The organism is Amycolatopsis saalfeldensis (assembly GCF_900110575.1).
Classification (GTDB): domain Bacteria; phylum Actinomycetota; class Actinomycetes; order Mycobacteriales; family Pseudonocardiaceae; genus Amycolatopsis; species Amycolatopsis saalfeldensis.
In genome coordinates, this window is sequence record NZ_FOEF01000007.1 from 341,074 (window position 1) to 367,070 (window position 25,997).

The following is a 25,997-nucleotide window of genomic DNA, read 5'->3' on the forward strand; positions in this document are numbered from 1 at the left end:
GGATTTCGCGTGTGACCTGCGCTACACGGAGTGCCTGGGCAGGCTCAGTTCCACGGTCCAGCCGCCATCGGGGGCCAGGCCCGCGTGCAGGGTGGCGTCGAGCTGGGCGGCGCGCTCGCGCATGCCGACGAGGCCGACGCCGGGGGTGGCCGCCGTCCCGCCGTGGCGGGCGTCGCCGGCGGGTCCGTTGTGGACAGTCAGGATGATCCGGTCGGCGGTGCCCGAGAGGCTCATGGCGCGCGTCGCGCCCGGCGCGTGCTTCGCCGCGTTGGTCAGTGCTTCCTGTGCCACCCGGAAGACCGCGTGCGTCGCCTCGGCGCCGGGGGAAGCGGGTTCGCCGGCGATCGTGAAGTCGACCGCGTTGCGCTCGGCCAGCCGGCGCAGCAGGTCCGGCAGCGGCAGGGTGTCCTCCCGCAACGCCTGCACGGCGCGCCGGGTTTCGCCGATGCTGTCCACCGCGAGGGCGCGGGCCCGGCGGACGGCCGCGACCGACTCCTCGTCGCGGCCGCTGTCGCGCAACGCGTCGGCCAGGTCCAGCTGCAGCGCGATCCCGGACAGCGAATGGCCGAGCACGTCGTGGACCTCACGGCCGATGCGGGCGCGTTCGAGCAGCGCGGCCTCACGGGCCTCCGACTCGGCCGCGCGCTCGGCCGCCTCGGCCGCGCGGCGCGCGCTGAGCAGCACGTCCTGCCGGTCCCGGAAGGAAATGCCCATGTAGACGGGCAGGGCGACGGTCAGCGGCGCCCACCACGGCCACTGCGGCGCGGACGGCACCAGCGCACCGACGGCCCAGCTCGCCCCGGTGGCGAGCAGCGCCCCGCCGACGGCGATCCCGACGGCCGCCTTCCGGGAGGCGAGCTTCACGCCCGCCGCGGACGCCGCGATGAACGGGAAGATGCCCGCGGCCTGTGTTTCGTGCGCCAGCGGGAGCAGCAGCGCGCCGAACCCCATGTAGGCGCTGATCACGGCGATCTGCGTCCGCGGGCCCAGCCCCGTCCACGGGAACAGCGTGCTGATCCCGGCGAGCGCGGCGAGCACGAACAGCGAGAGCGCCACCGCCGGGAACACGGTCTGGCCGGCCGACCACTGGACCGCGCCGACGGCGGTCACGCCGAGGACGAGGACCGGCTGGACCAGCTGGTCCCGGAAGTCGCCGGTCCGCGGTCCGGTCGTGGTCATGGCGTGGCGATCCTCGGGCGTGTCCATCACCGGTGAGTCTTCCATCCCGGGCACCCGGCGCCACCGGGTGGAGACGGGTCTCCACCCGGACTACAACTCCGGCCTCACGACGCCCGGCTCCGGCGACCGTAACGTCGGCGCCGAGGGAGGGTTCTCATCGAACCCGGCTCTGGAAAAGGAGTTGTCATGCGAGTGGTCGTGGACCTGAACCGCTGCCAGAGCTACGGGCAGTGTGTGTTCGCGGCGCCGGAGGTCTTCCGGTTCCGGGGCGCCGAGTCGCTGGAGTACGACCATGAGCCGGACCCGGGGTTCGACCGGGCCGTGGGGCGGGCCGCGCTGGCCTGCCCGGCGCAGGCGATCACGCTGGGCCGGTCGGCCGTAGCTGCTGGGGAGGCTCGATGACGCCGGGGCGGATCGTCATCGCGGGCGCGTCACTCGCGGGTCTGCGCGCGGCGGATTCCTTGCGGGCCAACGGGTTCACCGGGGAGCTGGTGCTGATCGGCGACGAGCCGCACGAGCCCTACGACCGTCCGCCGCTGTCCAAGGCGGTACTGGCCGGGCGGGCCGGCGCCGACCGGCTGGCCCTGCCGAGCACCCGGGACCTGAACGCGCGGTGGCTGCTCGGCGTCGCCGCGACCGGACTGGACCTCGGCGCCCGTGAGGTGCGGCTGGCCGACGGCCGCGGCGTCGGGTTCGACGGGCTGGTCATCGCGACCGGGTCGCGCTCACGCCCGTGGCCCGTCCCCGGCGAGGCCGCGCTGCGGGGCGTGCACCTGCTGCGCGGACGCGACGACGCCGAGCGGATTCGCGCCGGCCTCGCCGCGGGACCGCGCCGGGTGCTGGTCATCGGCGGTGGGTTCACCGGGTCCGAGGTCGCCTCGAGCTGCCGTGACCTGGGGCTTCCGGTCACCGTCGTGCTTCGCGGCGGGGCGCCGATGGCGGGCGCGCTCGGCGAGGTCGTCGGTTCGGCGATCGGGGCGCGGCAGCGGGCGCACGGGATCGACCTGCGGGCCCGCACGACCGTCACCGCGCTGCACGGCGACGCCGAAGGCCGGCTGCGGCGGGTTTGGCTCTCCGATGGGGACGAGCTCGACGTGGACCTCGCGGTGGTCGCGCTGGGCTCGGTCGGCAACACCGAGTGGCTGGCCGGGAGCGGGCTCGCCGCCGACCCGCGCGGGGTCGAGTGCGACGCGGCCGGACGCGCCCTGGACCCCGGCGGCGCCGTGGTGCCGGACGTTTACGTCGCGGGAGACGTGGCCCGCTGGCGGCATCCGCATTTCGACGCGGAACCCCAAGCGCTGCAACATTGGGGCAACGCCGTCGAGCAGGCCGACGTGGCCGCGCACAACCTCACCCACCGGCCCCTGCGGACGGCCACCGCGCTGCCCGCGTTCTGGTCCGACCAGTTCGGCCTCAACCTCAAGTCCGTCGGCCTGCCGCACCTGGCCGACGAGGTCGTGCTCACGCAGGGCTCGTTCGAGCGCGGCCCGTTCGCCGCCGCCTACGGCCGGGGCGGGGTCACCGTCGGCGCGGTCGCGGTCGACTCGCCGCGGGTCATGGACGGTTACGCCGCCCTCATCACCGAACGGGCGCCGTTCCCGCCCGCAGTCAACGCGACCGACTCGCCCGCCGCCGACGTCCTCGCCGCGGGCTTCGGCCGCACCGGACTCAGCACCGTCCACGGAGGACAGTCATGACCAGCACCCAGCCCTATCCCGCTGCCGCCGCGTACGGCCGGCTGCTCGACCAGGCCAACCGGCACGATCCGTATCCGCACTTCACCGAGCTGGCCCAGGAGCCGATCCAGCGGCTCGACGAGAACAGCTGGCTGGTCTCCCGGCATGCCGACATCACCGCGCTGCTGCGCGACCCCCGGCTGTCCTCCGAGGACGGTGCCGGCCCCCAGGGGCCGCCGGGGTCCGACGGGAGGCCGTTCCGCGGCCCGTTCCTGCTGGTGGACCCGCCGCACCACAACACGTTGCGCGACCAGACGATGCACCAGTTCATGCCGCGCATCATGGGCATGGGCCCGCGGATCGAGGCGATGGTGGCCCGGCTGCTCGACCGGCACGCCGGAACCCGGCCCGGTGAGCTCGACATCGTCACCGCGCTGGCCTATCCCCTGCCGGTCGGCGTCATCTGCGAACTCCTCGGCGTCCCGGAAGAGGAGGAGCCGGTGTTCCACTCGTTCGCGGCGCGGCTCACCCGCGCGCTCGACCCGGTGGAAACCCTGACCGCGCAAGAGATCGCGGAGCTGCAGGTGACCCGCGCGCAGTGGCGGGAGTACCTGATGCCGATGATCGCGCGGCGCCGCGACCGGCCGGGCATCGACCTGGTGTCCGGGCTGCTCACCGAGGGCGACCCGGCGACCCGGATGAACACGCTCGAACTCGCCACCACACTCGGCCTGCTGCTCATCGCCGGCCACGAGACGACCGTCAACCTCATCACCAACGGCACCCTCGCCCTGCTGCGTCACCCCGACGTGCTCGACCGGCTGCGCGCCGACCCGGACCTCGCCCCGGCCGTCGTCGAGGAGGCGCTGCGCTTCGACCCGCCGGTGCAGCAGACCAGCCGCCGGACCACCGCCGACGTCCGCATCGCGGGCGAGGTCGTGCCCGCCGGCTCCCGGGTGGTCTTCCTGCTCGGCGCGGCCAACCGCGACCCGCGGCGGTTCGCCGACCCGGACCGGTTCTGGCCGGAGCGCCCGGGCAACGCGCACCTCGCCTTCGGCGGTGGCGTGCACTACTGCTTCGGCGCCGCGCTGGCCCGGATGGAGGGCCAGGCCGCGCTGAGCGCGATCGCCGCGCGGCTGACCGGCCCGCGCCTGCTCGCCGACCCGCCGCCGTACCGGACGAACATGCTGCTGCGCGGACCGGCGGAACTGCGGGTCGCCTACGACGCCGTCACCCGCTGAGCGAACACCGACGCTGGAGGAACTCCAGGTTTACGATCACCAGCATGCGATTCGCCATCAAGACCTCACCCCAGGACACCGTCTGGGCCGACATGCTCGCCGTGTGGCAGGCCGCCGACGAGATCGAACTGTTCGAATCCGGCTGGACCTTCGACCACTTCTACCCGATCTTCTCGGACTCGACCGGGCCGTGCATGGAAGGCTGGGTGACGCTCACCGCGCTGGCGCAGGCCACCAAGCGGCTGCGGCTGGGCACCCTGGTGAGCGGCATGCACTACCGCCACCCCGCGCTGCTCGCGGACATGGCCGCCACCCTGGACATCGTCTCCGGCGGACGGCTCGAGATCGGCATCGGCGCCGGCTGGAACGAAGAGGAATCCGGCGCGTACGGCATGGAACTGGGCACGATCAAGGAGCGCAGCGACCGGTTCGAGGAGGGCTGCGAAGTCCTCCTCGGCCTGCTGACGCAGGAGACCACCACGTTCCAGGGCCGGCACTACCAGCTGACCGACGCCCGCTGCGAGCCGAAGGGCGTGCAGACGCCGCACCCGCCGTTCTGCATCGGCGGCAGCGGCGAGAAGCGCACCCTCCGCACGGCCGCGAAGTACGCCCAGCACTGGAACTTCGTCGGCGGCACGCCCGAGGAGTTCGCCCACAAGCGCGAAGTGCTCCACCGCCACTGCGCGGACATCGGCCGCGACCCGGGTGAGATCACGCTGTCCTCGCACGTCCGCCTCGGCCCGGACCAGGACTACGCCAAGGTCGCCGCCGAAGCGGAGGCACTCGGCGAAGCCGGCCTCGACCTCGCGATCGTGTACCTGCCGCCGCCGCACACCCCGGCCGTCCTGGAGCCGCTGGCGAAAGCGCTCGAACCGCTGCGCTGACGACGTGACGCGCGTCATGCGCGGCCGCGGATCAGCGCTGTCACAAAACATCGACCCACGGTGTCCTATGGCCGAACCCTTGAACTGGAGGAGACGCCATGACCGAGGAGACCGAAGTTGTCGTGATCGGCGGCGGATATGCCGGCGTGACGGCGGCCAACCGCCTGACCCAGCGGGAGGACGTGGCCGTCACGCTGGTCAACCCGCGGCCGGACTTCGTCGAGCGGATCCGCTTGCACCAGCTGGCGGGCGGGTCCGACGACGCGGTCGTCGGGTACCGGCAGGTGCTGGCGGAGCGGGTCCGCCTGGTGGTCGGCACCGTGACGCGGATCGACGCGGGCGAGCGCGCCGTGCGCCTGGCGAACGGCGAGACGCTCGGCTACGACTACCTGATCTACGCGGTGGGCAGCGGCAGCGAAGTCCCCGGCGTGCCGGGCGCGGCCGAGTTCGCCTACCCGCTCGGCGATCTGGAGGAGGCGAAGCGGTTGCGCGCCGCCCTCGACGCCGCGCCGACCGCCTCGGTGACGGTGGTCGGCGCCGGGCCGAGCGGCATCGAGACCGCCGCCGAGCTGGCGGAGACCGGCCGGAACGTAACCCTGGCCTGCGGCGGCGCGCTCGGCCCGTACCTGCACACCCGCGGCCGCCAAGCGGTGGCCAAGCGGCTGGCCAAGCTCGGCGTGACCGTGCTCGACGGGCCCGGCTCGAAGGTGACGGCGGTGACGCGCGGGACCGTGGAGCTGAGTGACGGGCGCGAGATCCCGGGCGAGGTGACCGTCTGGACCGCCGGGTTCGGGGTGCCGGACCTGGCCGCGAACAGCGGGCTGAGCACCGACGCGCTGGGCCGGCTGCGCACGGACGAGACGCTGACCAGCGTGGACGACTCCCGCGTCGTCGCGGCCGGGGATTCGGCCGCCCCGTCCGACCTGCCGTTCCGGATGAGCTGCCAGGCCGCGGGGCCGCTGGGCGCGCACGCCGCCGACACCGTGCTCAGCCGGATCACGGGCGACCGGCCCGCGCCGATCGAGCTGGGCTTCGCCGGGCAGTGCCTCAGCCTGGGCCGCCGGGGCGGTCTCTTCCAGTTCGCGCGCCGCAACGACGCCGCCACGGCGTTCTACATCGGCGGCCGCCTCGGCGCGAAGGTCAAGGAAATCGTCTGCTCGGGCACGGTCGGCAAGCTGACCCGCGAGGCGGCGAAGCCCGGTTCGCTCGGCTGGGCCTGGTCCAAGGACGCCGAGCGCCGGAAAGCGGTGCAGGCCAAGGAAACCGGCGCAGCACAGGCCAAGCGCACCGAGCCGGCGGCATAATCGCCCGCGATGACCGCCACCGATCCGGCGACGGAAGCGTTCCTCGCCCACCGCAACCTGCTCTTCACCGTGGCCTACGAGATGCTCGGCTCGGCGGCCGACGCCGAGGACGTGCTGCAGGAGACCTGGTTGCGGTGGGCCGACGTCGACCTCGGCTCCGTGCACGAGCCGCGCGCTTACCTGGTCCGGATCACCACCCGGCAGGCGCTCAACCGGCTGCGCACCCTCAAGCGCCGCAAGGAGGCGTACGTCGGCCCGTGGCTGCCCGAGCCGCTGCTCACCGCGCCGGACGTGGCCGAGGACGTCGAGCTCGCCGAGAGCGTGTCGATGGCGCTCATGCTCGTGCTGGAGACGCTTTCGCCGACCGAGCGCGCGGTTTTCGTGCTGCGCGAGGCTTTCGCGGTCGGCTACGACGAGATCGCGGCCGCCGTCGGCAAAAGCCCCGCGGCCGTCCGGCAGATCGCGCTCCGCGCCCGTCGGCACGTCGATGCCCGCCGCCCCCGCGCGGTGGTCACGCCGGGCGAGACCCGGGCGGCGCTGGAATCGTTCCAGCGCGCGCTGGAAACGCGCGATCTGCAGGGCCTGCTCGACCTGCTCGCCCCCGACGTCGTCATGGTCAGCGACGGCGGCGGGGTCAAGCAGGCCGCGCTGCGGCCGATCGTCGGCGCCGGCAAGGTGGCCCGCTACATCACCGGTGGCACCGGCAAGTTCGGGGCCACGCTCGCCGTCGCCCCCGCAGTGGTCAACGGCAGCCCGGCCCTCGTGCTGAGCCTGGGCGGCGAGGTCGACGGCGTGCTGGCGATCCGGATCGAGGACGGCCGGATCAGCGGGATGTACTACGTGCGCAATCCGGCGAAGCTGTCCCGCGTCGGGGCCGAAATCCCGTTGGCCCGAAGGTGATCAGCGCGATCGGCCGGTGGCGAGCAGCCAGGCCAGGTAGGCGCCGCCCAGCGCGCCGGTGACCAGGCCGACCGGGATCTGGAACGGTGTGAGCAGCCGTTGCGCCCCCAGGTCGGCGGCGGCGAGCAGGGCCGCGCCCGTGACGGCGGACGTCAGGGGCGCGGCCTCCGAGGAACGCAGCAGCGCCCGCGCCAGCTGAGGCGCGGCGAGGGCGAGGAACCCGACCGGCCCGGCGACCGCGACCGCCGCGCCGGTCAGCAGGACGCCGACGAGCAGCGCCTGCCACCGCACCCGCGCGGCCCGGACGCCCAACGCCGTCGCGAAGTCGTCGCCCATTTCCAGCAGCCGCAAGGGCCGGCCGAGCGGGACGGCGAACGGCAGCAGCGCCGCCAGCGCGGCCGCCGCCGGGACGACCTGTGGCCAGGAAATGGCGTTGAGGCTGCCGAACAGCCAGGACTTCGCGGTCTCGGCGGCGTCGAGGTCGGCGCGGGTGAGCAGGTAGTCGTTGACCGACGCGAGCATCGCGCCGACCGCGATGCCGACCAGCACCAGCTGCTGCCGCCCGCCGGCCCCGCGGACGGCGCTGATCGCGTACACCGCCCCGGCCGTGGCGAGTCCGCCGATGAGCGCGCCGACGCCCACCCCGGCACCCGAGCCCGGCGTCGGGCCGAGGACGAGCAGTGACACCAGGGCGCCGGTCGCCGAGCCGGTGGTGAAGCCGATGACGTCCGGGCTGCCGAGCGGATTACGCGAAACGCTCTGGAACAGCGAGCCGGCGCAGCCGAGCCCGGCACCGACCAGCAGCGCGGCCACCGCCCGCGGCAAACGCTGCTGCAGCACGAAGAACCGGTCGGTCGCCGTGCCGCCGCCGACGAAGGTGCCCACTGCGTCGCCGACCGAAAGGCGGTAGCTGCCGGTGAGCACGGCGTACCCGGACACCGCGACGGCGACCACGGCCAGCAACCCGATGACGGCGGCCGCGCGCGGGCGCACCCGCAGCACGATCCCGCCCGGCAACGTCACCGCGCGCGTCGTCACGCCGGCCGTCCCGCGCGCCGGGTGACCAGCCAGAGCAGCACCGGAGCACCGGCGAACGCCGTCACGATCCCCACTTCCAGCTCGCCGGGCCGCGCGACCACCCGGCCGGCGATGTCCGCCGCCAGCACCAGGATCGGGCCGGCCACCACGGAATAGGCCAGCAGCCAGCGCACGTCGTGGCCGAGCACCAGCCGCAGGGCGTGCGGCACGAGCAGCCCCACGAACGAGATCGGGCCCGCGGCCGCGGTCGCCGCCCCGCCGAGCAGCGTGATCGCCACCAGCCCGCCGAACCGCACCCGGCCCGGGCGCACGCCGAGGCTGATGCCGACGTCCTCCCCCAGCGCGAGCGCGTTGAGCCGTGGTCCGAGCGCCAGCGCCACGAGCGCGCCGGCGACGATGAACGGCAGCACGTGGCCGAGCACCGCGGTATCGCGGTTCGCCAGCGAGCCGACGACCCAGAACCGGTAGGAGTCGAAGGTGTTCGCGTCGAACATCGTGACGGTGCCGGTGACCGCGCCGAAGCAGGCCGTCAGCGCGGCGCCGGCCAGCACCAGCCGGGCGCGGCCCTGGACGCCGTCCCCGCGCCCGGCCGTCCGCACGCCGAGCCCGTAGACCAGCGCGGTGGCCAGCACCGCGCCGGCCAGCGCGAACCACACGTAGTCCCCCGCGTCGGCGACGCCCAGCACGGAAATTGCCAGCACGACCGAGAGCGCCGCACCGGCGTTGACGCCGAGGATTCCCGGCTCGGCCAGCGGATTGCGCGAAACCGCCTGCATGACCACCCCGGCGATCGCCAGCGCTGCGCCGACCACGATCCCCAGCAGCGTCCGCGGCATCCGCAGCTGCCACACGATGATCGACTCGCGGCTGCCGTCGCCCGGGTTCAGCAGCGCGGTCCAGACCGAGCCGAGCGGGATGCCGCGGGTGCCGACGGCCAGGCTCAGCGACAGCAGGAGCGCGAGCACCAGCACACCCGCGCCCAGGCCGGCCACGCGCGACGCCGTCCGCCGGCCGAGGCGGTGCGCCACGGCGTCGTCGAGGGTGATCACGAGTGTGACCTGATCGAGCCGGGCAACCGTTCAGGATTCACGTTAGGTAAGGCTACCCTCTTGTTCATGCGTGTGAACCGTGGCCCGGTCCTCAAGGCCCTCCCGGCGGTGCTGACGGCCGTCCTCCTGCTGCTCGCCGGCTGTTCGAATGGCAGCCCGGACGCGGCAGCGGCCCGGGCGTGGACCGCCCCGCGGACGATGCCGGCGGGCATGGGCAGCGGCGCTGCGGACGGCGTCTTTCCCCGCACGGTCAAGCACTTCTCCGGGAGCACGCCCCTGAAGGCGGCGCCGAAGCGCGTGGTCGTGATCTCCACCGGCCAGGCCGACGCCCTGCTCACCCTCGGCGTGGTGCCGGTCGGCACGACCCGCGGCGACGGCGCCGAGCTGGTCCCCCGCTATCTGCTCGCCGCCTTCCCCGCGGCCGCGAAGATCGCGGACGTGGGCAGCCGCGTCGCCCCGGATCTGGAGACGATCGGCAACCTCAAACCGGACCTGGTCGTGATGAACACTGCGGGCAAGGACGCCGCCGCGCTGCACGCCTCGCTCAGCGCCATCGCGCCGACCGTGGCGACGCAGGGCACCGGCCTGTACTGGAAGCAGGACTTCCTGCTCCTGGCCGACGCGCTCGGCAAAACCCAGCAGGCCCAGCACCTTCTCGACACCTACCACGCCGACGCCGCGGCCCTCGGCGCCTCCCTGCACCCCGCGCCGTCCGTCTCGTTCCTGCGCAAGAACGCGGACCGGCTGCGGATCTTCGGCGTGCCGTCGTTCACCGGCTCGATCGCCGAGGACGCCGGCCTGGCCCGGCCGCAGGCCCAGCAGTTCGGCCAGACCTCCCAGGACATCAGCGACGAAGAGCTCGACCGCGCGGACGGCGACTGGATCTTCTACGGCGTGCAGGGCGGCCCGGCGAAGGCGGCGGCCCTGACCTCGGCGCCGCTCTGGCCGACGCTGACCGCCGTCGCCGCGAAAACCGCGATCCCAGTGGACGACGACGTCTTCTACCTCAACACCGGCCCGACCGCGGCCCGCGAAGTCCTCGAAGCGCTGCAACAAGCCCTTCGCCGCTGACGGGCCGTAATTCGCTTGATCCTGCGATGGTCAGCGCGGCACTGTGGCGGGGCATCACGAGCCGTGCTGCCGGTACCACGGGGAGACAGCGCAGTCATGAAGGTCCGTTCCACCACCGACGAAGACCTCGACGTCTTCGTCGACACGCTCCACGCCGCGTTCGGCCGCTTCCCGGAGACCCCGGTCGACGGCGGCGGGCTCTGGTGGTCCGCGCTCGAACCGGACCGCGGCCTGCTCGCCACGACGGACGACGGGCGGCCCGTCGGCACCGCCGCCGCGCACTCGTTCGAGCTGACCCTGCCCGGCACCGTGCTCGTCCCGGCCGCCGGGGTGACCGCCGTCGGCGTCCTGCCCACGCACCGGCGCCAGGGCGTGCTCAGCGCGATGATGCGGCATCAGTTCACCGAACTGCGCGCCCGAGGGGACTTCCTCGCGGTGCTGCTGTGCACCGAGGCCCCGATCTACGGCCGGTTCGGCTACGGGCCGGCGACCTACAAGCAGCGGCTGACAGTGCCGCGTGACCGCGCCGGCTTCGCTCTTCCCCGGGCACAGGTGAGCGCCGGCGGTTCGATCGAACTGCTGAAGCGGGCCGAGTGCGGCGAGCTCCTGGAAGAGGTCTACGACCGCTACCGCCGCGTCCAGCCCGGCGCGCTGTCCCGGCCGCACCGCTGGTGGGCCCTGGGCGCGGGGCAGCCCCCGATCACCCCGGCGCCGCGCCACATCGCCGTCCACCGTGACGCCGGCGGCGCCCCGGACGGGTACGCCAGCTACTCGCTCGACGACTCCGGCACCCTGAAGGTCGACGAGGCCATCACCACCGAGGACGCCGTTTTCACCGCGCTGGCCCGGTTCCTGCTCGGGCACGACCTGGTCACCCGGATCGTGTTCAAGAACCTCCCGCTCGAAAACCCGCTGCGCTGGCAGCTCGCGGACTTCCGCGCCGCCGAGCCGGTCGAGGACGACTGGCTGTGGGTGCGGCTGCTGGACGTCCCGCGCGCGCTGGCCACCCGCGGCTGGTCCGCCGACGGCGAACTCGTCCTCGACGTCGACGACCCGTTCCTCGGCGAGCGCCACCGCTATCTGCTGACCGTCCGGGACGGCCGCGGCGAGTGCGTCCCGACGGACCGGGAGCCCGACCTGTCGCTGGACGTGCGCGACCTCGGCTCGATCTACCTCGGCGGCACCACCCCGGGCACCCTCGTGCGGGCCGGGCACATCCGGGCCCACCACCCGGACGCGGCCGCCCTCGCCGACGCCCTCTTCCTCACCGGGCGCTCCCCGCACTGCCTGCACTGGTTCTGAAGCGGCGGGCTGTTACGCGGATCCGGGCCGGGTCAGCCCGGCCGCGGTCTCGGTGAGGTGCCGGGCGAGCAGCTCGGCCGCGGCGTCGGCGTCACGGGCCAAAGCCGCCTCCTCCAGGCGGCGGTGCTCGCGGAGGTGGTCCCGGCCGGGCGTGCGCCGGGCCGACCAGCGGCGGGCCAGCTCGCTGGCGCTCCACAACCGATCGAAGGCCTCCAGCAGGACCGGATTGCCGCACCCGTCGAGCAGGGCCCGGTGGAAGACGCGGTGCGCCTCGGACCACGCGCCGGTGTAGTACTCACCCTCCTCCGGCGCGAAGGCCGGCGTGCGGGCCAGCCGGTGGTGAGCGGCTCGCACCCGGGCCTCCCATTCGATGTCGCCGCGCTCGACGGACATCCGCAGCACCACCGGTTCGACGGTCCGGCGGGCCTCCGCGATCTCCTGCCAGCGGCGGTCGGAGAAGGCCGGGACCGCGAACCCGCGGTTGGGCAGCCGGTCGGCCAGTCCGTCGCCGACGACCCGCACCAGTGCCTCCCGCACGACCGCCAGGCTCACCCCCTGCGCTTTGGCGAGGTCCTGCGGTTTGAGGGCTTCGCCGGGGGCGTAACGCCCGCGCATGATCGCGTCCCGCAGCTGTGCGTAGACCTGCTCGGAGAGCATCTGCTTCCCCGGCGAGGCCTGGTCCGTCCCGGTCATGACGTCATCATAGACGATCTGGATGATAATCGATTATCGTGTAGGGTCGGTCCCATGAGCGCCAACGACCCACTCGCCCGCCTCCCCGAGGCCGCCTCCTTCACCGTCACCAGCACCACCATCGCCGAGGGCGCCGCTTTGCCGCTGTCGGAAGGGAAAGACGTCTCCCCCCAGCTGTCCTGGAGCGGCGCCCCGGAAGGCACCAAGAGCTACGCGGTCACCGTCTACGACCCGGACGCCCCCACCGGCTCCGGGTTCTGGCACTGGGCGGTCGCCGACATCCCGGCCACCGTCACCGAGCTGCCCGAAAACGCGGGCGACGGCACCGGCGCGGGCCTGCCCGAGGGCGCGTTCACGCTGCCCAACGACGCCCGCGTCACCCGTTACCTCGGCGCCGCGCCGCCGGCCGGGCACGGCCAGCACCGTTACTTCTTCGTGGTGCACGCGCTGGACGTCGAGTCCCTCGGCGTCCCGGCCGACGCCACCCCGGCGTTCCTCGGCTTCACCATCTCCTCGCACATCCTCGGGCGCGCGATCCTGACCGCCACGGCGGAAACGCCGGGCGACGGTCCGGAAAGGACCGAGCGGATCGAGGTCTCCCGCCTCATCCCGGCCCCCGCCGAGGCCGTCTTCGCGGTCCTGACCGACCCGAAGGGCCACGTGGACATCGACGCGTCGGGCATGCTGCTCGACGCCGAAGGCGACCCGGTCCGCCGCGCCGGCGACCGGTTCGTGGTCCACATGGACCGGGAGGCCCTCGGGGACCGGCCGCTCGGCAAGTACGACGTCGAGGTGGTCATCACCGAATTCGCCCCGGGCAAGGAGATCGCCTGGACCGTCGAGTCCGCGACCCGGACCCCGGTCCGGCACATCTACGGCTACCGGCTGGAGCCCGCGGACGGCGGCACCCTCGTCACGTCCTATTACGACTGGTCCGAGATCAGCCCGGAATGGAAGGGGCGCCTCGTCTTCCCGGTGGTCCCCGAGTCCGCCCTCAAGTCCACTTTGGGCATCCTGGAGCGCACCGTCCGCCGCCGGGCCGCCTGATCCGTCCCCAGTGGACAGTCCCGGAAGCGGGTCGCGGACTCCCGCGACCCGCTTCAGCTCACTGGCAGGCTTCGCAGTCGGGGTCGTCGATGCGGCAGGCGGCCCCGTCGGTGAGCGGGAAGTCGAAGTCGTCGAGTGCGGGCACGACCGGCACGGTCGACGGCTCTTGCGGCGTGGTGGTGGCGGACATGGAACTCCCTTGGGTGCGAACGATCCCTACTTCGTGTGTAGCGCCGAAGATCGACCGGCATTCCGTGACCCCGGCCACACCGGCGGCCGCGGCCGCGAGACCTTTGACAGCCTCCGCCGAGGTGCTAGTTTCCCTGGAATGCGCGCACGGTCGGTCGCCTTCACCCAGACGCTCGTGACGTTGGCCTCCGTGCTGGCGTTCTCCCTGACCGGCCCGGCGGCCGTCGCCGGCGCGGCCGGACGCGCGCCGTCGTCACACCACGGCGAGTGCGCGACCCCGTCGATCGACCGGCTGCAGCAGTGGCTGGCCAGCGGCGAGGGCACCACCGTCCCGGCCACCGGGAGCCTGCTCGTGCCGGCGGGCAACCGGTACGCGGCGAAGGTGACCTTCCTCAACGCCGAATGGCACGTCGCCGTCGTCTGGCTCGGCAATCAGTTCGAGGCGCAGGAAGACTTCACCCGGTCACGCGGATTCTGGCTGACCTACCGCGCGGCGGACGACCTGTACGTCCAGCTGCGCCCCGCCTCGCACTGGAGTGGCGGCGACAAATGGCTCACCCGCGTGCCCTCCACCGGCGGGAAGCTCGTGACGAAGTTCTTCAGTTTTTCGCCCGGCGCCTGGACTTCGCTGCCCGAGCTGGGCACCCCGCCGTACTCGTTCGCCTCGGCCCTGACCGAAGCCCGCGGCCTGGTCTTCGTCGGCAAGACCCCGAACCGGCTGGAATTCCGCGGCCTGCGCATCGACGGCTACCGGCCACCCTGCCTCTGATCCGCGCTTGAGGTTTTCGCCGCTGGCCCACGACTACACACGTGTGTAGTATCCAGTCCATGAGTGCAGTAGGCCGTGCACGTGGATAGGACCGACCGCGAGGACCTGACCGCGCGGGCCCGGATCCGGGACGCCGCGATGGCCCACTTCGGCGAGCACGGGTTCGACGGCGCCACGATCCGGGGCATCGCCGAAACCGCAGGGGTGTCGTCGGGGTTGGTGCGCCACCATTTCGGCTCCAAACAAGGATTGCGGGACGCGTGCGACGCGCACCTGGCCAAGGTGCTCCGCCGGCTCAACGACCGGGTACTGGCCGACCGGACGCCGTCGGACGTCAACTACGTCGCCGCGGCGAGGGCGGCGGTGGGGCCGTACCAGGGTTACCTCGCGCGCGCCCTGACCGAGGGCGGCGCCGCGCCGCTGTTCGACGAGATGGTCGAACTCGGCCGGCAGTGGCTCGTCGACACCGACCGCGCCCGCCCCGACCCGCCCGACGTCGACGCGAAGGTCCGGGCCGCGGTGGGCACCGCGATGGCGTTGTCCATCACCGTGCTGCACGAGCACGTCTCCCGGGCCATGGGCGTCGACGTGTTCAGCCCCGAGGGCGACGAACTGCTCGCCCGCGCCCTGATCGACATCCACTCCCATCCGCAGCTCAGCCTCGAAGACGCCGCGGCCGCACGGGCCGCGCTCGACCACATCCGGCGAACCCGGCCGACCCGTTAAGGAGCCCGCCATGCCGCACGCCGCAAGCCCGCGCATCCTCCCGCTCGCCCTCGACGACCTGGACAAGGAGCACCGGCAGCTGGCCAGAATCGGCGCCGACACCGTCATCCAGGTGCTGGCGCACCACCCCGCCCTGATGGACGCCTCCTCCCAGCTCGGCGGATTCCTGCTGGGCAAGGGAAAACTGGACGCGCGAACCCGCGAGCTGGCGATCCTCCGAGTCGCGCTGCGGTGCGAAGCGCCCTACGAATGGGCGAACCACGTCCCCGCCGCCCTGGGCGGCGGCGCCACCCCGGCCGAGATCGACGCCCTCTCCGACCCCACCGCCTCCTGGCCTCCCGCGGACGACGCGGTCCTCCGCGCCGTCGACGAGGTCTGCCAGGACGCCTTCGTCTCCGATCACACCTGGGCCGACCTCAGCGCGACCCGGGACGACCCGGAGCTCCTGGAGCTGCTGTTCCTGATCGGGTACTACCGGATGATGGCGGGGTTCCTGAATTCCGTTGGGGTGGAAGTGAAAGCCGGCCAGCCCGCCCTGGGCCGCTCCGCGGGCACGCCGGTGACCGGGCCGGCGGACTCGCCTCCGCCGCCGGCCCCTCGTGCCGCCAGCGGCAAAACCGGCCCGGACGGCACCTGGAACATCACCTTCACCCACCCCGCAGGCAGCAAGGACCTGCTGCTCACCCTGGAAACCACCGGCGAAGCCATCACCGGCTCGATCGTGGACGACCAGCTGGAGATCACCGTCCCCATCACCACCGGCACCGTCGAAGGCACCCACCTGACCTTCACCGCCGGCGTGACCGAACCGTTCCCCTTCGACCTCACCGTCGAAGGCACCACCAACGGCGACGTTTTCACCGGCTCGGTCACCGTGGCCGGCAGCGGAACCTTCCCGTTCTCCGGCGCTCGCGCCGGCTGAAGCCTTCCGTGCCACGAGGACGGCCTGCGTCCATAGCTACTTTCGGGTATCACACAAAGGAGTGGAAACGAGCTCCACGAGGTGTCGTTATGCGCTGTGTCAACACTCGCCGCGCCGCACGTTAGCGTGAATTCACCTCGCACAATGGGCCCTCCGGACGCGATCCGGCGAGGACTCGGCCCCGCCGAGCGTCGACCTGACCCCGTCGAGACCGCAGGAGTCCGCGCTCCACCGGGAAGTTTGCCCGTCCAGCGGGCGGCAAGACTCCGGCTCGCGGGGGTGAAACCGCTAGTCAGGCCATCGGGTCGTTGCTTCCTGACGAGACAACCCAGCCGATGCAGGGCCGGTTAAATTCGCACTCGTCCCCACGATAGAGTTCAGGAAATCGCTCGACCGGGTAAGGCCAACTGAAGCTCGACAAGCGTCTTCGGTTGGTTCATCACGGTATTTATCCGGGCTCATCCGCACGGATTCGAGCGATACCAAAACCAAGATACGTGTAAAGGAGCGCCCGACCGTGCATGAGATGTCCCCTGCCATCTGGATCATCTACCTCACGCGGTAGATGATCCACGATGGCGCCCGGCGCGCATGCCCCGGGCTGGTCCGGCCGTCTCGCATCGCATAGGCGGCCGGACACCAAACTTACCGCCGGCCGCGACGACGCAACTGGACGCCTTCGGCGAGCAGGATCCGGCGGGTCTGGTTGTAGCTCATGCCGTGGGTAGTGGCCAGCTGCTGGATCGTGCGGCCGTCGTGATACGCATTGACCAGGCCTGGCGGAGTCGGCGGCAAGAGCACTTTCTGCGGGCGGATGGTGACGCCGGCGCGGATGAGGACATCGCGGACCTTCCGGTAGCTCAGCGGGTACTGCGCAGCCAACTTCTCCATGGTCTCGCCGTCGTTGTAGCGCTGGATCAGTTCAGCGACGAGGACGGGGTCGAACTCGGGCCCGCCAGGAGTCGGCGGGCCAGGCTCGGCAGCCGGTAGGTCGCCGTCGGTCACCAGATCATCGCCGCCCCGCAACAGCTGATCAGTCGTCCACCCGCCGCGGCAGCCCGGTGCTGCCGGGTTCTTCCTCCTCACCTTCACGTTAGTAACGCTTCTCTCGGGCGCAATACCGCTAGAGGGGTTGTCGGCCAGCGGCGGTTTCCGCCGTGGTGTCGTTCCGCTCGAAGTTCATGGCGAGAGGATCGGTGCAAGCATCCGATAACGCCAGCCACGTCTGAGTAATCTTCGGTTGGCCCGCACGGCAAGGAAAACAGTGGTCAGTCGCGCTCCCCGTGCAGCAGCCGCACACGAGGCGAGGGGATGGCGACGGTGCCCTGCTCACCATCGCGGGTGGCGGGAATGAACGGCTCATCGGCGTCCAGCTCCGCCAGCAGGGCCTCGACCTGCTCGGCCTTCGCGATTCGCGCGCGTCCCCGGTAGAGGTCCGCGGCACGTCGCCAGAGCGTGCGGGCGTCTTCGCGGTTGCCGTGGTCCCGGAGGATCCCGGCCAGAACGGCCAGCGCCCGCGCCTGGCCGGTCGCGTGCTGCGACCGATCCGCGAGTTCCACGGCCCGATGGGCATACCGCAGCGCGATCCGGTCGTGTCCCCGCACGTGCTGCAACTGAGCGTGCACGGTGTTGAACTTCATCACCGCCGGCAGGTCCGGACAGTCGTCGACGAGGGCGGCGGCTCGGCGGCAATGCTCGCCGGCCTCGGTGAGCCGCCCCATCTGAGTCAGCAACGCCGCGAGCGCGGTGTGGGTCCGCAGGCGTGCCGTCGTGTCGCCCATCTGTTCCCGATGTCGCAGCGCCTCGGTATAGAGGGCCAGCGCTTCCTGCTCGCCACCGCTGGTGTCCACCAGCACGTCGGCGAGCCGGTGGGCGGCGCTGGCACACGGTTCGGGCTGCCCCAGTTCCCGGGCGAGCGACAGCGTCTGGCGGCACATCGCCGCGGCCTCGGCGGCGCGGCCGGCCCGCAGGTGCAAGCGCGCGAGGTTCTGCATGACGGCGATGCGGCCGATCGGGATGTCTTGCGCCTCAACGAGTTCCAGCGCACGGGCAAGGTGCCGTCCGGCCGCGGCGTCGTCACCGGCGAGCATGACCACTACCCCGAGGTCGTTCAGGTGGGAGGCCGTGGGCACCGGCGGCGGCTCCGAGGCGGCAGCGAGCTGATCCGCGCTGCGGACGGCGATCGTCAAGCAGGAAATGGCGTCGGCGAAGTGACCCTGCATCAGGTACACCTGCGCGGTGTAAGCCGCGATCACCCCGGCGATCGCGTGCAGGCGGGCCTCCGCCGCGGCCGAGACGACCTCGACCAGATTGCCCCGCTCGCGCAGAACCCATTGCCGTGCCTCGACCGCGGTGCTGATTCCGGGATCCGCGCCGAGCGGTTCCGCCAGCGTCAACGGCGAAGCCGGGTTGTGCGGGTAGATCAGGTCATGCGCGACCAGCACCCGCCGCATGTAGTGCTCGAACATCCGGCGGCGCGCGGCATCGGCGTCCGGAAGCTCCTGCGCCACCGAGGTCGCGTAGAGGTGCGCGAGATCGCTGACCCGGAAGCGCGCCAGGTCGCCGGGATGCTCGACCAGGTGCGCGGCGACCAGCACATCGAGCGAACGACGCACCGCACCCGCCGGCCGTCCGTCGGCCGCGGCGATCACGTCCCCGGTCACCTCGGCACCGGGATGCAGGCCGATCACCGCGAAGACCCGCTGTTCCGCCGGACCCAATGCCTGATAGGACAAGGCGAATATCGACCGCAGGCTGACGTGCGGATAGTCTCCCTCGTCGCCCAGATCCAGCAGCAGCTCACTGTCACGCAATTGCTCGGCCAGCGTCGGCAGCTGGGTGCCCGCCCGGGCGAGCGCGCGATCGGCGACGAGCGTCAGCGCAAGCGGATTGCCCTGGCACAAGCGGACCAGCTGAGCCGCGCCGTGCTGCTCACGGCGCACCCGGGCGCCGATGCGGCGGGTCAGCAGTGCCCAGGCATGCCTCGGCTGGAGCGGGGCGACCGTGAGGACCGGCCCCGTCACCCGCGACGAGAGCGTCTTCAGCCACCACCGGGAGACGATCAACACCGTGCACGGTGCCAGCACGCCGAGCAGCGATTCCACCTGGTCGGTGCTGCGGACGTTGTCGAGGATCACCAGCATCGACCGCTGCTCCAGCAGCCGCGCCAGCTTCGTGGCCCGCACGATCGGGCTGACGACCTGATCGACAGGGTAGTCGAGCAGCGACAGCACCGTGTCGACGACTTCGGCGGCGTCGGCGCGCGTGGCCTGGCTTTGCCCTCGCAGGTCCAGCATCACCACACCGTCGCGGTAGCGATCCTTCACCCGGGACGCCCAGTGCGCCGCGGCGGTCGTCTTCCCCACACCGGGCCCGCCGTTGACCAGGACGACCCCGCGTCGTGGCCGGCCGGTCGCGTCGGTCGTGGCGGCGTCCAGCGCGCCGAACAGCTCGTCCCGCCCGATGACGTCCTCGATGCTCATGGGCACGTGCCACAGCGCGGATGGCTCGGCCGGGACGGCGCTGCGAGCGGCGATCTTGTTCGAAGTGGTGCCCACACCACGGGAATATTCCTCGTCATGGACCGCGCGCAAGGCGTCCGCTGTGCGGGTTTCGCCGTTCTCGGCGTAATTCCGGTACATCGCGCGGAAGTAGCCGGTCGCCTCGTCCGCACGCCCGGCGGCGAACAGCGCCCGGATCATCAGCTTGGCCAGGCTCAGTTCCCCCGGATGGGCCGCCTCCAGTTCGGACAGCATCGCCAGGGCGGATTCGGCTTGGCCGACCGCCAATTGCTCGGTGACGGCAAACGCGGTGGCCGGGAGCCAGGTATTGCGCGTCCATCGGGTACGCCACTGATCCGCATACTCGGTCCGCAGATCCGCCAGGGTTTCGTCGCGCCACAATCGCAGTGCGGCGGCGGACTCCGCGCAGGCGCGGTCATGCTGGCCTTGGTCCTGAAACCTTCGTGCCCGCGCCATCAGATCACTGAAAACGACGTAATCAATGAGCGCCCGGTCCACTTCCAGCAGGCACCCGCTCTTTCCCACACTCAACCGCGCGGGCATCTCGTGCTCCTCGAACACATGCCGCAACCGCGTCGCGTACTGGTGGATCGTCGTCAGCGGATCCGATGGCGGCTGATCTTCGAGCCAGGCCCACCTGACCAGCTCATCGACCGGCACCCGCCGGTTCGGCGCGGTCAGCAGCGCCGCGAGAACCTTCTGCACCTGCGGGCTCGACCACTTCACAGCCACCTTCCCGTGCAGACGCAGAGCCGTTTGACCGAGAATTCCGAACACGAATTCCATAGCTGCTTCCCCCTCGTTCACGACCAGCCTGCCGCACTCCCTCTCCGCCTATCAATCGTCACATTATCGACCATAAAAGACCAGGTCAAAAACATGCCATAACAACACCATCACCGACATGGATGATCAATTGTCAGCGCGCCGATGGATCGGCTGAAGCGATTTGCGCAGTGCTCGTCCGCATCCTGTTGGCAGATACCCGACGCCAATCAAGGAGCACACCATGCCTGATCTCTCCTGGGTACGCAGCCCGGTGGGCGCAGCCGATCAGCACTGGGCGACCCGCCTCGGCGGCAAATCGGTCCTGGTACTGGTGCCGCACATCGAGGCCGGCACCCGGTTGTTCGATCTGCTGCCGTTGCTGGAAGGCGACCACCGCGTCCAGGCCGTCTTCACCGTGCCCGAGCCATGGGAGTCCTGGCCGGCGACCCATGACTTCCTGACCGCGCAAGGCGGTGTGGTGCTGCCCTGGGCACAGGCCCGCCGAGGCTGCTACGACCTCGTCCTCGCCGCGAGCACCCGAGGCATCGACGAGGTGACCGGCCCCAAGCTCCTGATCCCCCACGGCGGCGGGTTCGGGCAGTACCGGCCGTGGCGCCCGCCCGACACGACGGCCCGCGAATGGCGACCCCTGGTGGGCCTGGACGCGGACCAGCTGATGCGGGAGGGCCAGCTCCGCGCCGACGCGATCGCTCTCGTCCACGACCGGGAACAGGACCTGCTCGAGCAGACCTGCCCGAGGGCGTCGCCCGCGGCCGTCGTGACCGGCGACATCGCCCTCGACCGGCTGACCGCGAGCCTGCCCCACCGGCAGCACTACCGGCGCGCGCTGGGCGTCGGCGACGAACAGCGGCTTGTGGTCGTGACGTCCACGTGGTCCGGGCGGTCGGCGTTCGGCCGGCATCCCGACCTGTTCGAACGGGTGCTCGCCGGGCTCCCGCGCGACCGGTACCGGGTGGCGGCGGCACTGCACCCGCAAATCTGGTCGCACCACAGTGTCTGGCAGGTCCGCAGCTGGCTGGCGGACAGTCTCCGCCAGGGACTGCTCCTGCTCCCGCCGGACGAGGGATGGCGGGCCACGCTCGTCGCCGCCGACTACCTGCTCGGCGACTACGGCTCGGTGACCGGCTACGCCGCGTCGGCCGGGGTGCCGGTTCTCCTGGCAGGGAACGACGACACGCCGCTCTTGCCCGGCACCGCGACCGCCACGCTCGCCCGTCTCGCGCCCCGGTGGCAGCCAGGGCAACCACTCGTCGCCCAGCTGCACGCCGCGGCAGCGGCACGCGACGCCACCGAACTCCCGGGCGTGCTGAGCAAGCTGCTGACTTCACGGCCTGGTGACGCCGCGGCGGTCTTCCGCCACACGATGTACCGGCTGCTCGGCCTGACGGAACCTCCGCGCCCGGCGCACGCCGCGCCGGTCCCGCTCCCCTCGCCGATCGCTACGACCACGACGGTGCCGTCGTGACGAACCTCGGCGGCGCGCGCACGACGGTCTACGCCGGTGGGCCCAGCCCCACCGGCGTCACCTCCTGGTCCTACACCACCGGCGGCACTGCGGGCACCGTGCTCACGGGCACGGCCACGGGCTGCCGCCGGGCCATGCTGGTCGACGTGCTCATCGCACCGGAGCAGCTCAGTCCGGCCGACGCCCGGTCCTTCATCGCCGACGCGCTCGACCGGCAGCCGGGTCTCACCCTCGCCGCCGCCCGCCTCGACCGGCCACGGTGCCTGATCGGCGACCTCGGCGGGGACCTGGCCGTAGTCGGCGAACCGGACGTCACCCGGGCTGCGGTCACCGCCTACCTCTGGCTGACGACCGGCCAGGCACTCGGGAGTCTCGGCTCACTCGAGCGCGCGGAGCATGGCCTGCGCGCGCTCGAGGTGCGTCCCGCCCACGCGGTCGAGCAGCGCCACCGCTTCCCGCACCAGGTCACCGGCCACGTCGCGCTGGTCGTCGCTTTCGGCGACCTCGGCCGAGGCCATCAGCAGCTCGGCTTCGTAGACGGCCGAGCCTGACGACGCCAAGACCGGCCGGGCCTGCTCCAGCCGCGGCCGGGCGAGGTCGGGCCGTCCGGTCCGCACGTCGAGCCGGGCCAGCGCGACCTTCGTATTCGCCTCGTCCTTCGCGGAACCCAGCCGCGCGAACATCGTCAGCGCGGTCTCCAGGTGCCCGGCCGCGTCGTCGTGCCGGCCCGCGTGCAGCAGCGCTTCGCCGATGCGGCGGTGCCGCTGCGCCACCCCGAGGTCGATCCCCAGCTCCCGCTCGATCTCCATGCTGTCGGCGAAGAATCCCACCGCGACATCGAACTCGCCGACGCCCTGGGCGGCCATGCCCAGCTGGTCCAGGGCCACCGACTCGTTACGCCGGTCCTTCGCGCCGCGCGCGAGTTCGGCCGCCCGCAGGCATTCTCGCTCGGCGATCGGATACTGGCCGAGGTCGAGGTGGGCGCGGGCAAGCTGGCACCGCAGCCGCGCCTCGGCGACCGGGTGGCGGCTGCGCTGCGCCGCCAGGATGCCCAGCTCATGCGAGTGCAGCCATTCCGGATAGTACTTGCGGTGCAAGAAGAACTCCCACAACGCCTCGCACAGCTGCCACGCCGCCTCGCTGTGGCGAAGCGCCACCGCCTGTTCCAGCACCCGCAGAATGCTCGGCAGCTCCGCTTCCAGCCACTGGAGCGCTTCCTGCCCCGAAGCGAACTTCGCCGGCTCGTCACCGAGTTTTTCGCAGACCGTGCTGACCCGCCAGCGCATCGGGATCACCACCAGATTCGCCCGGGTCATCTGCTCGAGGTACCAGGCGGCGACGCGCGGAACGACCTCTTCTCCTTCGGCGTCATCGCCCGGACGCGGGGCTCGGCCGTGCAAGCGGATCAGATCGTGGAAGCGATAGCGGTCCGCGCCGATCTCGTCCAGCAGGCTGGCATCCACCAGTACCTGCGCGGTTTCTCCGGCCCGCGCCTCGGACAACGTTGTCACCGCAGCCGAGACGGCGGTGCTGAAGTCCGGCGCCGGATGCGCCGAGAGCAAGCGGTAGAAACGGGCTGCTTCATCGGGCAACGCGCGATACGACCAATCGAACGCCGAACCCACCGAGGTCGCCGCATCCGCAGCCAGCCGTTCCAGGCGCGCCCGTTCATCACGCAACTGGTCCACCACTCGGCGGACCGGCCAGCTCGGCCGGGCCGCCAGTCGCGCGGCCACCACGCACAGCGCCAGCGGCAGCCCGCCGCACAGCCCCGCCAGTTCCCCGAGAGCGGCCGACTCTTCGGTGACCCGACGCTCCCCCAGCACCTGATCCAGCAACTCGACCCCGGCGGCCTTCGGCAACGGCGTCACATCCACGAACCGGGCGCCCTCGACGACCAGCCCGTCCAGCCGCAACCGGCTGGTCACCACCACCGCGCAGCCCGCCGAGGACGGGATCAACGGCCGCACCTGCGCCGACGACACGGCATTGTCGACCACCACGAGCAGCCGCCGTCCCGCGGTGACCGTCCGGTACAGCCCCACCTGCTCGGCAAGGTCCACCGGCACGCGCTCCGGCGGCACTCCGAGCGCGCGCAGGAAAGACCCCAGAACCTCGTCCGGGTCCGCGGCCGCTTCCGGCGAGAACCCCCGGACGTCCATGTACAGCTGGCCGTCCGGGAAATCGTCCGGGCGGCGAGCGGCCCAGGTGACCGCGAGCGCGGTCTTGCCCACGCCCCCGGGCCCCACCGCCACGGCGACCGCGGGACCTCCGCCGGCGACGTCGCCGCCCAGGATCCCGTCGAGGCTCGCCAATTCGTCCTCCCGGCCGACCAGACCGGCGGGCGGCGGCGGCAACTGCCGGGGCACCGCCTCGAAGATCGGGAACACGGAAGGGAAAGCCGCGCCCGGCGCAGCCTGGTAACGATCGACCATCCAGAGCTCCCCCGCGAGTCCGAACTTCCCTTGATACCGTCTCGCCTCACCCGGAAACGACGAGCGACCGAAACGCACCCGAAAGTACGAACACCACTCACATCGTCGCCGGATGACGCCGCCCGGAACGACAACGGCTGTCGATCATCGCGGGTACGCTGGCAAACGGGCGCTCGGCTGCTGAGCCGGCAGGAGGGATTTCACCGGATGAGCACGGAATCCGCCGACGTCGCGTTGATGCGGGCGTTCGTCGAGCAGGTGCACGAGGGCGGGCGGATCGAGCTGATCGAGGACTTCGTCCACGCCGATTTCCGCAATCGGTCGGCGAAAGAGGGCCGGTCGGATGGGCGCGAGGGCGTGGTCGGGGTCACGCGGGCGCTGCATGCCGCGTTCGAGGGGCTGAAGGTCGAGATCGTGCACTGCGTCGAAACCGATGGAGTTGTTGCCACGCACAAGATCTACCGGGGGCGCCACGTCGGGCTGTGGCTGGGCGCGCCGCCGTCCGGGCTGGACGTCGAGTTCCGGGTGATGGACTTCGTGCGGGTTCGCGACGGCCGGTTCGTCGAGCACTGGTCGGTGCTCGAACCGCCGCGAGGGCAATGAGCCCACGTCCCCAGGGCTGAACTTCGCCGACTGCAGCGGGGATTCAGCCAGGAGTTCAGCGTGCCAACAGGCGAGCCACCTCGTCGGCGAACAGCAGCGCCGGATCGAAACCCATCCCGGCGAATTGGCCGGCCAGTTCGAGCGAGAGAACGCCGTGGACCCGCGACCAGAAGCTCAGCGCCCGGCTCAGTGCCGCGGCCGGGGCCGGGCTCTCGCCGGCCCAGTCGCGGTGGCGGTCGAGTTCGGCTTCGAACGGGGTGGCGGGGCCGCTGACGGGGCGCGCGGCACTGACGTCGATCAGGACCGCCATGATCTCCCGCGAGATCATGGCGGTGTCGTCCGGCGCGTGGTAGCCGGGCACCGGTGTGCCGTAGATCAGGAAGTACCGCTGGGGATCGGCCAGCGCCCAGTCCCGGAAGGCGCGAGCCAGCCCGGCCAGGTCGGCGCCGGCCGCGCCCGCCGCCCGGATCTCGTCGGCGAGGCTGCGATAGGCGTCCCGGATGAGGTCGGTGAGCAGGTCGTCGCGGCTGGCGTAGTAGCGGTACAGCGCGGGGCCGCTCATGCCCAGCTGCTTGGCGATCGCGTTGAGCGACAGCGCGGCGACGCCCGTCGTGGCCAGCTGCTCCCACGCGTGCTGCTTGATCTCCGCGCGCACCTGCGCCCGGTAGCGCTCCCGCGGGGTCGTCCCGGCCGTCTCGGTCATCAGTCCACCCTTCCGTGCCCGGCGGTCGCGGCACCGTCTAGTTAGACCCTATCACCATCTCTAGCGATGCTCACGACAGGCGTTGCGGGACCCGGAAACGCCAGTGGCGCCGAGGTCGGAAACCCCGGCGCCACTGGTGAAGCGTCCACCGATCAGGCGCTGTTCCGCTCGACCGTGCCGACCCGCAACTGCTTCGCGTCGACCTCCGCACCAGCCTGCTTCTTGAACGGCTCCGCCTCCGCCTCATCACCCTCACGGTAAGTCTTGGCAGCAGTACGGACATTGTCCGCCGTCGTCTTCACACCCTCACCCGCCGAACTCACCGCCTCCTTCGCCTTCTCACCCGTCGGATTCACAATCAACGGCAAAAACGCACACAACAACCCATACGCATCCGTCGACATAGCACTGTCCGCCGCCTGCACCGCCGTATGCAAACGATCCACCAAACCGTCCAAATGACTCGCGTGCGCGACCAGATCATCCGGCTC

General features: G+C 71.8%; 24 protein-coding genes. 14 read left to right on the forward strand and 10 right to left on the reverse strand.

Annotation, left to right across the window (positions count from 1 at the left end; translation table 11 throughout):
- Positions 1–21 precede the first annotated feature (21 nt).
- A complete protein-coding gene (locus BMY97_RS18960) occupies positions 22–1,179 on the reverse strand; it encodes a sensor histidine kinase (RefSeq protein WP_091618231.1) in 1,158 nt (385 codons plus the stop codon).
- 186 nt (positions 1,180–1,365) lie between these two features.
- Here BMY97_RS18960 and BMY97_RS18965 point away from each other — a divergent pair, with 186 nt between their 5' ends.
- The 6 genes from BMY97_RS18965 (at position 1,366) to BMY97_RS18990 (ending at position 7,184) form a co-directional block, all read left to right on the forward strand.
- Entirely contained in the window at positions 1,366–1,581 is a 216-nt protein-coding gene (locus tag BMY97_RS18965; protein ID WP_091618180.1) for a ferredoxin, read from the forward strand.
- On the forward strand, positions 1,578–2,876 hold the full coding sequence (locus tag BMY97_RS18970) for an NAD(P)/FAD-dependent oxidoreductase (protein WP_091618181.1): 1,299 nt from the start codon (positions 1,578–1,580) through the stop codon (positions 2,874–2,876). The genes BMY97_RS18965 and BMY97_RS18970 overlap by 4 nt, the downstream gene beginning before the upstream one ends.
- Positions 2,873–4,096: a cytochrome P450 gene (locus tag BMY97_RS18975; protein WP_091618182.1), complete on the forward strand. Its 1,224-nt coding sequence runs from the start codon at positions 2,873–2,875 to the stop codon at positions 4,094–4,096. Before BMY97_RS18970 ends, BMY97_RS18975 begins: the two co-directional genes overlap by 4 nt.
- Before the next feature lie 44 nt (positions 4,097–4,140).
- Positions 4,141–4,980 (forward strand): LLM class F420-dependent oxidoreductase, encoded by an 840-nt coding sequence (locus BMY97_RS18980; RefSeq protein ID WP_177231426.1) that lies wholly within the window; start codon positions 4,141–4,143, stop codon positions 4,978–4,980.
- Positions 4,981–5,078: 98 nt separating this feature from the next.
- Positions 5,079–6,284: an NAD(P)/FAD-dependent oxidoreductase gene (locus tag BMY97_RS18985; RefSeq protein ID WP_091618183.1), complete on the forward strand. Its 1,206-nt coding sequence runs from the start codon at positions 5,079–5,081 to the stop codon at positions 6,282–6,284.
- A 9-nt stretch (positions 6,285–6,293) separates the two neighbouring features.
- On the forward strand, positions 6,294–7,184 hold the full coding sequence (locus tag BMY97_RS18990) for an RNA polymerase sigma-70 factor (RefSeq protein WP_091618184.1): 891 nt from the start codon (positions 6,294–6,296) through the stop codon (positions 7,182–7,184).
- Here the strand turns inward: BMY97_RS18990 and BMY97_RS18995 are convergent, their stop codons facing one another.
- Positions 7,185–8,222, reverse strand: coding sequence for a FecCD family ABC transporter permease (locus tag BMY97_RS18995; protein WP_218156812.1), 1,038 nt, complete (start codon positions 8,220–8,222; stop codon positions 7,185–7,187).
- Complete coding sequence (locus BMY97_RS19000) at positions 8,219–9,271, reverse strand: FecCD family ABC transporter permease (RefSeq protein WP_177231427.1); 1,053 nt, start codon at positions 9,269–9,271, stop codon at positions 8,219–8,221. Before BMY97_RS19000 ends, BMY97_RS18995 begins: the two co-directional genes overlap by 4 nt.
- A 66-nt stretch (positions 9,272–9,337) precedes the next feature.
- Here BMY97_RS19000 and BMY97_RS19005 point away from each other — a divergent pair, with 66 nt between their 5' ends.
- Together BMY97_RS19005 and BMY97_RS19010 are read left to right on the forward strand one after the other, a co-directional pair.
- Positions 9,338–10,342, forward strand: a complete 1,005-nt coding sequence (locus BMY97_RS19005) for an ABC transporter substrate-binding protein (RefSeq protein ID WP_091618185.1) — start codon at positions 9,338–9,340, stop codon at positions 10,340–10,342.
- Positions 10,343–10,438: 96 nt separating this feature from the next.
- Positions 10,439–11,644 carry a GNAT family N-acetyltransferase gene (locus tag BMY97_RS19010; RefSeq protein ID WP_091618186.1) on the forward strand — a complete coding sequence of 402 codons (1,206 nt, stop codon included), beginning with the start codon at positions 10,439–10,441 and terminating at the stop codon, positions 11,642–11,644.
- A gap of 12 nt (positions 11,645–11,656) precedes the next feature.
- Here the strand turns inward: BMY97_RS19010 and BMY97_RS19015 are convergent, their stop codons facing one another.
- Positions 11,657–12,301, reverse strand: coding sequence for a GntR family transcriptional regulator (locus BMY97_RS19015; protein WP_177231435.1), 645 nt, complete (start codon positions 12,299–12,301; stop codon positions 11,657–11,659).
- A 90-nt stretch (positions 12,302–12,391) separates the two neighbouring features.
- On the opposite strand from BMY97_RS19015, the gene BMY97_RS19020 reads away from it, so the two are divergent.
- Positions 12,392–13,384 carry a YbhB/YbcL family Raf kinase inhibitor-like protein gene (locus BMY97_RS19020; RefSeq protein ID WP_091618188.1) on the forward strand — a complete coding sequence of 331 codons (993 nt, stop codon included), beginning with the start codon at positions 12,392–12,394 and terminating at the stop codon, positions 13,382–13,384.
- A gap of 58 nt (positions 13,385–13,442) precedes the next feature.
- Here BMY97_RS19020 and BMY97_RS49155 read toward each other — a convergent pair whose 3' ends face one another.
- Positions 13,443–13,574 (reverse strand): hypothetical protein, encoded by a 132-nt coding sequence (locus tag BMY97_RS49155; protein WP_281246910.1) that lies wholly within the window; start codon positions 13,572–13,574, stop codon positions 13,443–13,445.
- Positions 13,575–13,712: 138 nt separating this feature from the next.
- Here BMY97_RS49155 and BMY97_RS19025 point away from each other — a divergent pair, with 138 nt between their 5' ends.
- The 3 genes from BMY97_RS19025 (at position 13,713) to BMY97_RS19035 (ending at position 15,990) form a co-directional block, all read left to right on the forward strand.
- Positions 13,713–14,342 (forward strand): hypothetical protein, encoded by a 630-nt coding sequence (locus BMY97_RS19025; RefSeq protein ID WP_091618189.1) that lies wholly within the window; start codon positions 13,713–13,715, stop codon positions 14,340–14,342.
- Positions 14,343–14,423: 81 nt separating this feature from the next.
- A complete protein-coding gene (locus BMY97_RS19030) occupies positions 14,424–15,068 on the forward strand; it encodes a TetR/AcrR family transcriptional regulator (RefSeq protein ID WP_245787387.1) in 645 nt (214 codons plus the stop codon).
- A 10-nt stretch (positions 15,069–15,078) separates the two neighbouring features.
- Positions 15,079–15,990: a carboxymuconolactone decarboxylase family protein gene (locus BMY97_RS19035; protein WP_091618190.1), complete on the forward strand. Its 912-nt coding sequence runs from the start codon at positions 15,079–15,081 to the stop codon at positions 15,988–15,990.
- Between the two features lie 645 nt (positions 15,991–16,635).
- On the opposite strand, the gene BMY97_RS19040 is transcribed toward BMY97_RS19035, so the two are convergent.
- Complete coding sequence (locus BMY97_RS19040) at positions 16,636–17,076, reverse strand: helix-turn-helix domain-containing protein (RefSeq protein ID WP_218156813.1); 441 nt, start codon at positions 17,074–17,076, stop codon at positions 16,636–16,638.
- Between the two features lie 182 nt (positions 17,077–17,258).
- Positions 17,259–20,297, reverse strand: coding sequence for an AfsR/SARP family transcriptional regulator (locus tag BMY97_RS19045; protein ID WP_091618192.1), 3,039 nt, complete (start codon positions 20,295–20,297; stop codon positions 17,259–17,261).
- Between the two features lie 223 nt (positions 20,298–20,520).
- Here BMY97_RS19045 and BMY97_RS19050 point away from each other — a divergent pair, with 223 nt between their 5' ends.
- Positions 20,521–21,765, forward strand: coding sequence for a hypothetical protein (locus BMY97_RS19050; protein ID WP_143086229.1), 1,245 nt, complete (start codon positions 20,521–20,523; stop codon positions 21,763–21,765).
- A 377-nt stretch (positions 21,766–22,142) separates the two neighbouring features.
- On the opposite strand, the gene BMY97_RS19055 is transcribed toward BMY97_RS19050, so the two are convergent.
- Positions 22,143–24,200: an ATP-binding protein gene (locus tag BMY97_RS19055; RefSeq protein WP_091618194.1), complete on the reverse strand. Its 2,058-nt coding sequence runs from the start codon at positions 24,198–24,200 to the stop codon at positions 22,143–22,145.
- A gap of 207 nt (positions 24,201–24,407) precedes the next feature.
- Between BMY97_RS19055 and BMY97_RS19060 the strand changes: the two genes are divergently transcribed.
- Complete coding sequence (locus tag BMY97_RS19060) at positions 24,408–24,803, forward strand: ester cyclase (protein WP_091618195.1); 396 nt, start codon at positions 24,408–24,410, stop codon at positions 24,801–24,803.
- A gap of 55 nt (positions 24,804–24,858) precedes the next feature.
- Here BMY97_RS19060 and BMY97_RS19065 read toward each other — a convergent pair whose 3' ends face one another.
- Together BMY97_RS19065 and BMY97_RS19070 are read right to left on the reverse strand one after the other, a co-directional pair.
- Positions 24,859–25,506, reverse strand: a complete 648-nt coding sequence (locus BMY97_RS19065) for a TetR/AcrR family transcriptional regulator (protein WP_091618196.1) — start codon at positions 25,504–25,506, stop codon at positions 24,859–24,861.
- Positions 25,507–25,658: 152 nt separating this feature from the next.
- On the reverse strand, positions 25,659–25,997 hold a 339-nt coding region (locus tag BMY97_RS19070), incomplete at its 5' end, for a type VII secretion target (protein WP_091618236.1).

Coding starts and splice junctions, on each gene's coding strand:
- BMY97_RS18965 (WP_091618180.1), top strand. CDS start 1,366: ATGCGAGTGGTCGTGGACCTGAACCGCTGCCAGAGCTACGGGCAGTGT.
- BMY97_RS19055 (WP_091618194.1), bottom strand. CDS start 24,200: ATGGTCGATCGTTACCAGGCTGCGCCGGGCGCGGCTTTCCCTTCCGTG.
- BMY97_RS19035 (WP_091618190.1), top strand. CDS start 15,079: ATGCCGCACGCCGCAAGCCCGCGCATCCTCCCGCTCGCCCTCGACGAC.
- BMY97_RS19015 (WP_177231435.1), bottom strand. CDS start 12,301: ATGCTCTCCGAGCAGGTCTACGCACAGCTGCGGGACGCGATCATGCGC.
- BMY97_RS18990 (WP_091618184.1), top strand. CDS start 6,294: ATGACCGCCACCGATCCGGCGACGGAAGCGTTCCTCGCCCACCGCAAC.
- BMY97_RS19005 (WP_091618185.1), top strand. CDS start 9,338: ATGCGTGTGAACCGTGGCCCGGTCCTCAAGGCCCTCCCGGCGGTGCTG.
- BMY97_RS19010 (WP_091618186.1), top strand. CDS start 10,439: ATGAAGGTCCGTTCCACCACCGACGAAGACCTCGACGTCTTCGTCGAC.
- BMY97_RS19050 (WP_143086229.1), top strand. CDS start 20,521: ATGCCTGATCTCTCCTGGGTACGCAGCCCGGTGGGCGCAGCCGATCAG.
- BMY97_RS19025 (WP_091618189.1), top strand. CDS start 13,713: ATGCGCGCACGGTCGGTCGCCTTCACCCAGACGCTCGTGACGTTGGCC.
- BMY97_RS49155 (WP_281246910.1), bottom strand. CDS start 13,574: ATGTCCGCCACCACCACGCCGCAAGAGCCGTCGACCGTGCCGGTCGTG.
- BMY97_RS18980 (WP_177231426.1), top strand. CDS start 4,141: ATGCGATTCGCCATCAAGACCTCACCCCAGGACACCGTCTGGGCCGAC.
- BMY97_RS18985 (WP_091618183.1), top strand. CDS start 5,079: ATGACCGAGGAGACCGAAGTTGTCGTGATCGGCGGCGGATATGCCGGC.
- BMY97_RS18960 (WP_091618231.1), bottom strand. CDS start 1,179: ATGACCACGACCGGACCGCGGACCGGCGACTTCCGGGACCAGCTGGTC.
- BMY97_RS18970 (WP_091618181.1), top strand. CDS start 1,578: ATGACGCCGGGGCGGATCGTCATCGCGGGCGCGTCACTCGCGGGTCTG.
- BMY97_RS18975 (WP_091618182.1), top strand. CDS start 2,873: ATGACCAGCACCCAGCCCTATCCCGCTGCCGCCGCGTACGGCCGGCTG.
- BMY97_RS19045 (WP_091618192.1), bottom strand. CDS start 20,297: ATGGAATTCGTGTTCGGAATTCTCGGTCAAACGGCTCTGCGTCTGCAC.
- BMY97_RS19065 (WP_091618196.1), bottom strand. CDS start 25,506: ATGACCGAGACGGCCGGGACGACCCCGCGGGAGCGCTACCGGGCGCAG.
- BMY97_RS19060 (WP_091618195.1), top strand. CDS start 24,408: ATGAGCACGGAATCCGCCGACGTCGCGTTGATGCGGGCGTTCGTCGAG.
- BMY97_RS19020 (WP_091618188.1), top strand. CDS start 12,392: ATGAGCGCCAACGACCCACTCGCCCGCCTCCCCGAGGCCGCCTCCTTC.